Here is a 10,445-nt window from a genome sequence, read left to right as displayed (position 1 = left end):
TAATTAAAAATTAAAAAATAATATTGTAGAAAATTACATAACTAGTAAATCATGAGTAGCGAAATAGTTAGCTTACCTTTGCCAAGTGGTGATGAAATTACTGTAAAGCTAGTTTTTAATGGTAGTGGTGTTATTGTAGAACCTGTATCAGGAAACATAAATAATATTCATCATCACTACTACCAAGATTCTCAAACTGGAGAGTCAACTTGGTTAGTTCGTGACCGTGAAGGTTATAACGAAAAAGCTTATGTTTTAAAAAATGGTCAATGGCAAGAAAGACCTTTAACTTCAAAAGAAAGACAGTATCTACAAAATTGATTTAAAGTTATCTCTAATCCTTCCGTATAACCTCTATCATTACCTAAAAATCGCAGTGGTAGAGATTTAATTATTTATACTGACCTAGAAAAATTAACTAAATTAAGATAGGAAAAATTAGGGTTCTTCATTACTTGTTATGCTAAAAACATCGATAAAATAGCTTAGATTCCTTGCTGGACAAGAAAGATAGCTTTTAATCTTGATTTTTAAGCCTTTGGGATAAAATCAAAGTTATAACTGCCTGAAAGCCTTGATTTTAAAAGCAAATCCCTAATTTTCGTTTAAAGTTCTGCATAACATCTACGGAAGAGCCAAAATTAGAAATGAGTGAACAATAATTTTATCTTAATGATACTTATAAGACTTAGATGAAGACTTTTAAGTAATCTTGAACCTAACATTTACGAAATCGAACAAATCCTGAATTACATTTTTCTATTCTGTTTACCCAAACTCAAAAAGCGTCTAGCAGCTTTACTAACTGCTGCTACTGTAGTCGCTACCCCAATCGCAGAAATGGCAGACTTTACAAACAATGTTCTGGAAATAGGACAGAAAGTAGGCATCGAACTAAAGCTTCCCCCTGTTAAATAGACTGCTTCGCAAGTCCAAGCGATCGCGATCGTAGCATTTGTGTTGTATTTATCGCAGAAAATCAGACTTATATTGCTAAATTTAAGGTGATTCTTAAACATATTTATTGTCACCTTAAATACTTTCAGTGGGAAATATTCATAGAAAAGATTACTACTCGGCACTTCTCCAAGAACCGAAGTTGACTGATTGGGTTTGGTTAATCGCTTTTTTAGTAATTTGTGGTTGTAATGGTTGGTTCTTACGAGTATCTTCTACTAGTTTTCCACTAGTGATTTGCTTCGCAATTTTCCCTCTAACTTTTATTTTATATGAAATTTTTAATTACACTTGGATATTGCAATCGTCTTTTGTAGTGTCGTGGGGTATTCTCGCATTTGCGATCGCAAATCTAGATTTACCTTCTCTTTCTGCAATTACAATGGTTTTATACGGTCTAAATATCTTATTCTTTGCCTTTGTCTTGCTAGATACCATCAGCGACAATGGTCTTTTTATGCTATTTTTCCTCACAGCAATTACATTAATACTATTCCGAATTACTAACTGGGAAACTATTTTACGTTTAGTTTGGTATTGCAATCTAATGATAATTACAACTAATGCAGGAGCAAGATTAAATAAATTCCTTCAAAGTTTTCTTGCCGCAATGTTGACTCTTTCTACTACTGCTGCATTAGGATTGACATTCGGTTGGTTTTTGGGTGGAATCTCATTTTCATTCAATTTTGGTTGATTATTCATTGAGTACATGATATAATGTGGCTCTAATAAAACCCAATAAAAAACTCCCAACAAATGGGAGCCTAATTGAGTAGTATCGTAAATCAATGCCAGTTAAAGCACTGCGATATGCCTGGGGCATTAAGCTCCGCTTATCGCGAAGATGTGAGTTAGAAAGAACAAAAAAGTAACGAACCTAACGCTTGAAGGCAGTAATTGATTCCAACGAGTTACGGAGCGCAGAATTGAACCAATTTCTGAAATTGCGATCGCCTACTAATTGTTCGTAAACTGCTTCATAACCATCGACCATTCGAGCAACACTAAAATTAAGCTCGACATGCTCTCGACATTTTCGACGGTCTAATTTCACAGCTTTGGATACCATGTCTGCCATCTCTTCGTAGGTGTTGCAGACATAACCAGTCTCTCCATTAGCGATAACTTCCGGTACAGAACCCATTGCCCTGGCAATTACTGGTGTACCAGTTGCCATCGACTCTGCCATCACTAAACCAAACGGTTCACACCAGGCAATGGGGAAGAGGGTTGCCGAGGCATTCCCTAAAAGTTCAGATTTCTGTGAGTGGTTTAGTTCTCCTAAAAACTCGATTTGCTTACCATCAATATGGGGAGCAACATCTCGCTCAAAGAATTCCCGATCTACCACATCCACCTTACCAGCCATTTTCAACCGCCAACCTGTTTTTTTGGCAATTTCAATAGCATGTTGCGGTCCCTTTTCTGGAGAGAAACGTCCCAGAAACGCTAAGTAAGGAGGTTGTTGTGGCTGCTCATAAAACGGAAATAGGTCAACACTAATACCGTTGTACACAGTCGCAGCATAATTAATATTTAACAAACGCTGGGCATCACTAATACTAACGTATGCTTGCGTGTGATATTGTCTGTAAATCTTGCTATTGTCACGGGTAAAAGTACCGTGCAATGTATGTACCGTTGGGGTTGACACCATCGCTGCCAATGGCAAAGACCAAAATCCTACATGGGAGTGAATAATGTCAAATTCACCAGCACGTTGGAAAACATTAGCAGGATGCTGAAGCTCGTAAATTGAATGTTCCTTGATGTTTGGGTCTAACCGCAAAGCACAAGGGCTACCAGCTTCCAAATGAGCTAATGTTTGCGAATCACCGGAAGCAAATAGCGTGACCTCGTGACCTCTGCGAACTAATTCATCAGTCAAACGACTCACGACTAACTCTGTACCACCATAGGTAGTAGGTGGGACTTGTTCCCACAGGGGGGCGATTTGTGCGATTTTCATAATGTGTACGATTCAGCCGTCATTTAGCTGTTACCACTGTCACTGACAACCAGATTTAGGTCGATAAATCTTCCTGAACCTGAAATTGACAATTACCTCCATCCCGCTATTCGCGCAACTTCAGCAGACTGAACCGAAAACTCATCTCCAATGAGTGTCGAAACATTTACTTACCATTGACGTTAATCGGACAAACAATAATTTTGCATCTATCTAAGGATAGAGAAAATACAAATAATCTTATTTTTCTCATAAATTTCGTTGCTACATAGAACAAAAACCTCAAATTAGAAACCGTAATCTTACTGATAATTAAATTCCATAGCTTGCGAATAGTAGGGTATTTTGCCTACTGAATTTTATTTGACAAATTCATCAAATTCGCCAGTTTTAGGACAATCCTAGCTCCCACATTTCCATCCCATTCAGCATCCCCGACTTCACACAAGTCAAAGCCAATAATTTTGCGATCGCTATTCACTAATTCTCGAAACAAGCAAAAACTTTGTTCCAATTCTAAACCACCAGGAACGGGAGTACCTGTATTTGGACATAATTTCGGGTCTAATCCATCGACATCAAAGCTAATATGAACGTATTCGGGTAAATGCTGAATAATTTCTCGACATAAATCTAACCAAGTTTTGCCGGAATACATTTCTTGTTTAATTTTTGTGTCGTAATAAGCAACAATTCGACTATTAGAGTTGTTAATAATATCAACTTCTTCTTGACAAATATCACGCAAACCAATTTGAACTAATTTACTAATTTGCGGTATTTTCATGGCATTAAACATAATCGAAGCATGGGAGAATTCAAACCCTTCATATGCATCGCGTAAATCGGCATGGGCATCAATATGTAAAATCCCAAAATCGGAACCTAAACTAGCATACTTCTCTGCTTGTGCTTGGAAAAGACCTAATGGGGAGCTATGGTCTCCCCCAATTACAGCAACTTGTTTGCCGCTATTCATCGCTTGCTGGCACTGTTGAAATAACCAATTATTCACATTTGCACAAGCTTGATTAATTTCGTTCAATACAGGTGTTAAATCAGGTATTTCTACAAGTGATTGACCAGATTCCAATCGTTGAATAATCTTTGCAGCTTGTGCGCGATAATATGTATTTTTTTCTAAAATATCTGAGGAAATCTCTTGCATAAAAATTCCCTGTTTCCAACCATCAGAATTATCAAAATCAAATAAATCTAATTGGGGAGAAGCATTGAGAATTTGCTGTGGACCATTTGCAGTACCCGCACCATAGGAAACAGTAACCTCCCAAGGTACAGCAAAAACAATTAAATTTGCCGAATCGCGATCGCATGGTAAACCAAAAAGGTTGCCGTTGGCTTGTCCAACTCCGCTAGGATTATATTCTGGGATTGGTTGATGCATGGCTGTGAGTTATAGAAACAAGAGAATATGTGCTTGATATAAAGCAGTATAGCTTTCCCAATTCATTAATATCTTCTACATTTTCACTTTTCCACATCTCAATTTTTCCTGTGCTAAATTGGAACCGAATAGTAGCAAAGTTACCAAGCTATAGTTAGGATTCTATATCCCTACTGGTACGTCAACCTTTGGATTGAGCGTATACCGCAAAGTACTTTGAACTATCTCATAGTGTGATTAGCTCAGTTTGGTAGAGCGTCCGAAATTTTCGGTTGGACGTAGGTTCAAATCCTACATCATACCCCACAAAAGTTAGCTCATTTGGTAGAGCGATCGACTATTAATCGATTTGTAACAGGTTCAAATCCTGTACTTTTACCCAAAACCCTGTCCGGGTTAAAAGACACTAGCCTTCTACGGACGGTATCCAATTTTGGTACGGGAGAAATCCCAAAATGGTTCGATTCCATTATTTAATCAAACTCTGTCATGCAAGTGTTTATTAGCAGTAAAGAGCTTGAGCGATCGCATTTTTTCCTAACTTGAGTATGTCCTTCATTTCCCATATTTATTTTCTCTACGGGGATTCTAGGTTTGTTAATTGAACGCCATATTTGATGATTGTTTTCTTCCTTTTGATTACCTGCGGGTAATTTTAGGAAGATTCCAGCCATCTTAATCCAGTTTTGAAGAAGCTTTTGCCCGCATCGGAACTGTAAAGACTTGTACTGACAGAGTTAAAAAAAATGTGTAAATATTCTCCGCGTAACTTTGCGCTTCACTTGCCGTTCGCTTTTAGCGTTCCCGTTGGCGTAGCCGCCCTCTTAGGGCTAGGGTAGTTTTGCGGAAGAATAATCTCCCGCAAACTTCTCTCTGCGAACCTCCGCGTTTAAAAGCCAAACTCCAAGCCGTTTTTAGTATACGATAATTGGAGATTATATAGCAGTCCTATTTGATTCGTGAAAAATATAAATTAGGAAATGAACCGCCAAGAACGCCAAGACACAGAGTGAAGAAAGAAGGAAAAGATAATAGATTGCTATATCACATAATTTAGTAGGATAGCAGACTGCTGAGAGACCATTTATAAAGTGAATATTCAGATTAAATGTGCTGGTAAAAATCGGGCTTCTTAGACTTATGTATCCAGCAGAATCTTACTTGTGCTGATAAACCCGGTTTATTTTATCTTAAGGTATACTTTAAATGTTTTTATCTCAAATTTTTCGCTGGATACAGTTATTCAAATTACCAAAATTATCTATTCAAATTAATATGTGGAAAACCTTTTATATTAAACCTAATGAAATTGGCATTTTATATCACCGCAGCGACTTTAATAAAATTTTAGAGTCAGGTACACATACTTATTTTGCTAGACATTGGCAAGTCAAAATCTATGATTTGAACGAACCAGAAGCAGCAATTGATAGCCTAGAATTGTTGTTGCGAGACTATCCCAGCGAACTCGAACCACACCTATTAATAGTACGAACCACATTCAACCAAGCAGCTTTAGTGCGCTTAGGACAAAACTGGCTGACTGTCGCACCAAATCAATTACGGGCATTTTGGCGTGGTTTTATTGAGGTGGAATCCCATATTTTCAACTTGGAAGAAAGTTTAGAATTACCAGCCAACTTTGTTCAACAAATCCGAGGTATTACTTTAAATGGACTAACAAAATTCCAAATTTTCGAATCTGAGATTGGTTTGCTATATGTACAAAATAATTTTGTTCAACCTCTAGAACCGGGAGAATATGCATTTTGGTCTGTATACAAAGCTGTAAAAATTCAATCACTCAGTCGAATTATTCCCAATCCCCAATTCCCCGCAGAAGATTTACTTATAGAAAGACATCCAGAATTTATTAATGCATACTGCGAAGTCGTACAATTACTAAATAATCAAGTTGCCATTGTTCGCTATCAACGAAAAGTGATTGCAATTTTACCTCCTACCAGTCGTAAGTTATTCTGGCAAGGTGTTGAGGTAGAAATTATCGACATAAGTAATAATATCAAATTACCACCTAACTTAATCGCAGAATTGATTTCGGGAACCCCAGAAACTCTATTGCTCAGTCGCAACAGTTTACATGTTCGCGAAGTTCCTTCACAGCATATTGGTTTGCTGTACATTAACCAGGAATTTCAATCCCAGTTACAACCAGGAATCCATGCTTGGTGGATATTTGGACGCTTATTTGAAACCGAAGCCATTGACTTGCGATCGCAAAACATTGAGGTATCTGGACAAGAAATCCTCTCCAAAGATAAAGTACCTCTGCGCTTGAATTTAACTGCTGCTTTCCGTATCCAAGATGTACTGAAGGCAAAAAATGGTTTGGCGGATATTTCTGGTTTCTTGTACAAAGAATTACAGTTCGCTTTACGTGCGGCAGTTGGCGAACGGACTTTAGATTCGTTATTAGAGGATAAAGGGGCAATTGATAGAAGTATAGGGGAATACATTCGTGCGAAAACTGTAGACTATGGAATTGAATTTGATTCTGTAGGGGTTAAAGATATTATTTTGCCTGGGGAAATTAAAGCGATTTTAAGTAAGGTTGTGGAGGCAGAAAAAGCCGCACAAGCAAACGTAGTCAGACGCAGGGAAGAAACCGCAGCAACCCGCAGTATGTTGAATACCGCGAGAGTTATGGAGGATAACCCGGTTGCATTGCGGTTGAAGGAGTTGGAAGTGTTGGAGCGGATTGCAGAGAAAATTGACAGGATTCAGGTTAATGGCAGCTTGGATAATATTTTGACGGATTTGATCCGAATTAATCGAGAGTAATTAAAGTGGGTTGCGATATGCCTTTGACATTAAGCTTTGCTTATCGCAAATACTGAAGTAATTCTAATGCTGCTCGGTTAAGATAAATCGATTGAAATTTGAATCATGTAGAGACTTTGCACTGCAACGTCTCTACAAACCTAAAATTATTCAAAAAATTCTTAACTGACAAGTATTGGAAGTATTTCTGTCAAGATTTTAGATTTAATATATGGTTGTTTCAATCCTACTCAGTTAAGCTCATAGAGATGTTCTCGCAAAATCTCTTGACAATGGTTTTGCTTGGATTTATTGCTTTAACTATATCAATGATTCTAACCCGTAACTTTTATACTTCTGAAACATTATGCAAATTGTCAAACGCAACATTGACTTAAGAGTAAATGATAGTTTAATGCGTGTTTATGTTGCATCACCAAAAACACCAGGAACTTATCCAGGTATTTTATTTTACAGCGATATTTATCAACTTGGTGATGCAATGATTCGCATGGTTAATTACTTAGCTGGATTTGGTTATGTAGTTGCAGCACCAGAAATTTTTCATCGAATTGAGTCTGTTGGGATGGTAATTGAACCCGATGATATTGGCAGAATGCGGGGTAATGATGATGCTCGTCGTACTTTAGTTAATGAATATGATGCTGATGCTCGTGCGGTAATTGATTTTTTAAAAGCCGATAATTCAGTAATACCGAATCAAATTGCTACTCTCGGTTTTTGTATTGGTGGACATTTATCATTTCGAGCAGCATTTCAAGACGAAATTAAAGCTAGCGTTTGTTGCTATCCCACAGGAATCCCCAGTGGTAAATTAGGGAAAGATGTTGCTGACACAATTCAACGGGTAAGGGAAATCAAAGGGGAAATAATGCTAGTTTTAGGTACACTCGATCCACATATTCCTGAGTGCGATCGCAATACCCTCATTAAAGCTATTGAAGCAGCACAAATACCCCACCAAGTCTTTTTATATGCAGCCGAACATACATTTATGCGTGATGATGGTTACAGGTATGACTCTGTAGCTACAACTTCTGCTTGGTTGGAAATCACTAAATTTCTGAATCGCATTTTTGCAAGTTGAATGTCACAATTTTAATCGGTAAATGGGTTTGTATTTTTATTCGCCAATTTACGTGTATTTACTAAGGGTCTTTTTCAATTATTTATATATGACTTGATAAGTTTATTTTTTCTTTCTCGTTATCAAATCAGAATACTGTCGGCTATAAAAAATACAGAGTAATTAATAATAACTAAATTATGCTAGCAAGACAAGTGCATTTTTCATTACTCTACAAAAGGTTTCGAGTTGTCGCCAAAGATAGCTCAGATAAAAGCTACTTTATTGTTTATTCAAAAGATAATGAATCTGGAAAAGATGAATTTTGCTGGTGTCGTGCCAATCAATTATTAAAGCTAGGTAGCGAAATTGAAGGTTATTTGTACCCTTCTGAAGACTCCACTAATTTACCGACTCTCATTGTTGGTGAATGTTATTCGATTATACCTTCCATAATTCAAATACCTGTTTTACACAACTGACGGGGCGATGTAAAATTAAATATATATGACCACCCTCAAAATATTACTTTAATACATGTTATAATAATCCCTATACTGCGGGGCACGCAGAAATCAACGCTTGAGGAAGCACCTGAAAGAGTGCGACATGATGACGTAAGGCTTAAAGTAGGGAAACTGAAATAAGTTGTTTTCAGCCCAAGAATCCCATACTTTTGTTGTGGGAATGTCAATATTGATTTTATCAAAAAGGGGTGGGCAATTTGTCCACCCCCTTTTAAAACACCATTCTTGACAACTTAATTACGTTTCAATTATCCTTGCGATTTCTAAATTTCAAAAATCCCCCTTTTTCCCTTTTCCCTTAACTATACTAAAAACGGGTTAGAACTTTACTTTTAACAAGCGTGAAAATCTTGAAGATACTTAGACGCGCAAGCGGCTTCTGTAAGTAGCAAGCTACAGTATGACAGAAGTCCAGATTTTACCCGTTTGCAGTATATCTACTAGAAGCAAGAATTTTCAACAGATGAGAATTCAAATCTGCCCGATGCTCATCTAACGTACTAAAAAAATCATTATCAATTCGATCGACTATGTGAATTGCCGCAACTGTCAAATCATGCCCTTCTGGAGTAATTGTTAATGACTTTGCCCTAGTATCTTTTGAATCAACCTCCCGCTTCAGTAAACCTCTTTGTTCTAAAGCACGTATTACCTTAGAAGTCATCATAATGTCAGTCTTAGCATGAGCAGCTAATTTAGCTTGTGTAACAGTTTCTTGCCCTTTACTGAGCCAAACAATTCCAGCTAATAGCACAAACTGTACGTGTGTTAATCCCAATTTACTGAGTCCAGAATTCATTTTTCGTTGCCAAAGATTAGACACTTGCCACAGTAAAAATCCTGGGCTATTGTCTGGACTTTCAAACTGGAAGATTTGGTTATTTGTGCCTGGTGAGTTCAACGGATGCTACCTCAATTTTTTGCTGTTCTGGCAACATTAGGCTACTAATTACCTCAAAATTGGGGTGTTGAATCTTTAAAAATTCAATCGGAAAATGTAGCCCCAGTTGCATTTATTCTTTGTCAAAGGTAAATTTGGAATTAAAGGTAAAATCGTTACTTCACAACAATCAAAAAAAATCAACATTACGGCGGAATGGTGCAGAACCATTACCCATATCATAAGGATAAACTGATTCGTCTACAATTCTGCGATCGCAGTTAAAGTTTGACATTTTTTGCATTCCCAAATTTTGATTTTGATGAGTAATAAATTACCCAGGCACTTATGCTTAATCGCCTCAACAAGCTGCTATTTCCGTGACATGCTTGCATGAAATTACCTGCGATCGCTTTTGTCGGTTGTTTTTTGATGCCACAAAAAATCAATATTTTGGGTAGTCATTAATTTGATTGAAAGGGTTGAATCCAGCCGAGTTGCATCGTGATATCCAGAATTAACGCAGCAAGTGCAAACCAAATGATGCTTTCTCCCGCTAGCACCACAAGGGGCACAATGTTACTTGTATAGCTAATTGCCACATCGACTTGTGCTAAACCTCGCACCAAGCCAAAAGCCATGATTCCTCCAGATTTGAGATGGGGGTTGCTGTCAGTGCGAATGATGTAGCGATAGGTGACACCAAACAAAAACCCAGAAAATGCCGCAATCCCAGCACTTATCCACCAATGCAAATCAAGAAAATTACTACTTAGCTGTTTTAGTTCTACAAGTCGGATATCTAAAAAATACTTGGTAAATAATTGATTATTAAC

At 37.3% G+C, this 10,445-nt stretch carries 12 protein-coding genes and 2 tRNA genes; 7 read left to right on the top strand and 7 right to left on the bottom strand.

The features are described from left to right. Positions 1-51: 51 nt before the first annotated feature. Positions 52-321, top strand: a complete 270-nt coding sequence (locus CK510_RS19265; RefSeq protein WP_095723241.1) for a hypothetical protein — start codon at positions 52-54, stop codon at positions 319-321. A 428-nt stretch (positions 322-749) separates the two neighbouring features. On the opposite strand, the gene CK510_RS19260 is transcribed toward CK510_RS19265, so the two are convergent. Further along, positions 750-1,019 carry a hypothetical protein gene (locus CK510_RS19260; protein WP_095723240.1) on the bottom strand — a complete coding sequence of 90 codons (270 nt, stop codon included), beginning with the start codon at positions 1,017-1,019 and terminating at the stop codon, positions 750-752. A gap of 26 nt (positions 1,020-1,045) precedes the next feature. Here CK510_RS19260 and CK510_RS19255 point away from each other — a divergent pair, with 26 nt between their 5' ends. Then, positions 1,046-1,654, top strand: a complete 609-nt coding sequence (locus tag CK510_RS19255) for a hypothetical protein (protein WP_143289352.1) — start codon at positions 1,046-1,048, stop codon at positions 1,652-1,654. Between the two features lie 183 nt (positions 1,655-1,837). Here CK510_RS19255 and CK510_RS19250 read toward each other — a convergent pair whose 3' ends face one another. Both CK510_RS19250 and CK510_RS19245 read right to left on the bottom strand, forming a co-directional pair. Further along, the gene (locus tag CK510_RS19250) at positions 1,838-2,929 is read right to left on the bottom strand and encodes a glycosyltransferase family 4 protein (RefSeq protein WP_095723238.1); all 1,092 of its coding nucleotides are present in this window, start codon (positions 2,927-2,929) and stop codon (positions 1,838-1,840) included. Between the two features lie 349 nt (positions 2,930-3,278). Next, on the bottom strand, positions 3,279-4,334 hold the full coding sequence (locus CK510_RS19245) for an agmatinase family protein (protein WP_095723237.1): 1,056 nt from the start codon (positions 4,332-4,334) through the stop codon (positions 3,279-3,281). A gap of 231 nt (positions 4,335-4,565) precedes the next feature. Here CK510_RS19245 and CK510_RS19240 point away from each other — a divergent pair. Both CK510_RS19240 and CK510_RS19235 read left to right on the top strand, forming a co-directional pair. Then, positions 4,566-4,640 (top strand) — tRNA-OTHER (locus tag CK510_RS19240). After that, positions 4,641-4,716 (top strand) — tRNA-Asn (locus CK510_RS19235). Positions 4,717-4,807: 91 nt separating this feature from the next. Here the strand turns inward: CK510_RS19235 and CK510_RS19230 are convergent. Further along, positions 4,808-5,008, bottom strand: a complete 201-nt coding sequence (locus CK510_RS19230) for a hypothetical protein (RefSeq protein WP_095723236.1) — start codon at positions 5,006-5,008, stop codon at positions 4,808-4,810. A 601-nt stretch (positions 5,009-5,609) separates the two neighbouring features. On the opposite strand from CK510_RS19230, the gene CK510_RS19225 reads away from it, so the two are divergent. The 3 genes from CK510_RS19225 (at position 5,610) to CK510_RS19215 (ending at position 8,684) form a co-directional block, all read left to right on the top strand. Continuing rightward, positions 5,610-7,136 carry a slipin family protein gene (locus tag CK510_RS19225; RefSeq protein ID WP_095723243.1) on the top strand — a complete coding sequence of 509 codons (1,527 nt, stop codon included), beginning with the start codon at positions 5,610-5,612 and terminating at the stop codon, positions 7,134-7,136. Positions 7,137-7,482: 346 nt separating this feature from the next. Continuing rightward, positions 7,483-8,223 (top strand): dienelactone hydrolase family protein, encoded by a 741-nt coding sequence (locus CK510_RS19220; RefSeq protein ID WP_095723235.1) that lies wholly within the window; start codon positions 7,483-7,485, stop codon positions 8,221-8,223. Positions 8,224-8,402: 179 nt separating this feature from the next. Next, complete coding sequence (locus CK510_RS19215) at positions 8,403-8,684, top strand: hypothetical protein (RefSeq protein ID WP_095723234.1); 282 nt, start codon at positions 8,403-8,405, stop codon at positions 8,682-8,684. 463 nt (positions 8,685-9,147) lie between these two features. Here CK510_RS19215 and CK510_RS19210 read toward each other — a convergent pair whose 3' ends face one another. From CK510_RS19210 to CK510_RS31875, 3 genes are all read right to left on the bottom strand, one after another. Next, positions 9,148-9,630, bottom strand: coding sequence for a MarR family winged helix-turn-helix transcriptional regulator (locus CK510_RS19210; RefSeq protein WP_245912222.1), 483 nt, complete (start codon positions 9,628-9,630; stop codon positions 9,148-9,150). Between the two features lie 260 nt (positions 9,631-9,890). Further along, positions 9,891-10,058 (bottom strand): EVE domain-containing protein, encoded by a 168-nt coding sequence (locus tag CK510_RS32880; RefSeq protein WP_211293230.1) that lies wholly within the window; start codon positions 10,056-10,058, stop codon positions 9,891-9,893. 15 nt (positions 10,059-10,073) lie between these two features. Beyond that, positions 10,074-10,445, bottom strand: a 372-nt coding sequence (locus tag CK510_RS31875) for a hypothetical protein (protein WP_095723233.1), incomplete at its 5' end; no start/stop codon positions are given.

The sequence above is a fragment of the Brunnivagina elsteri CCALA 953 genome, from assembly GCF_002289455.1.
GTDB lineage: Bacteria > Cyanobacteriota > Cyanobacteriia > Cyanobacteriales > Nostocaceae > Brunnivagina > Brunnivagina elsteri.
This window is presented reverse-complemented; position numbering and strand designations above follow the sequence as displayed.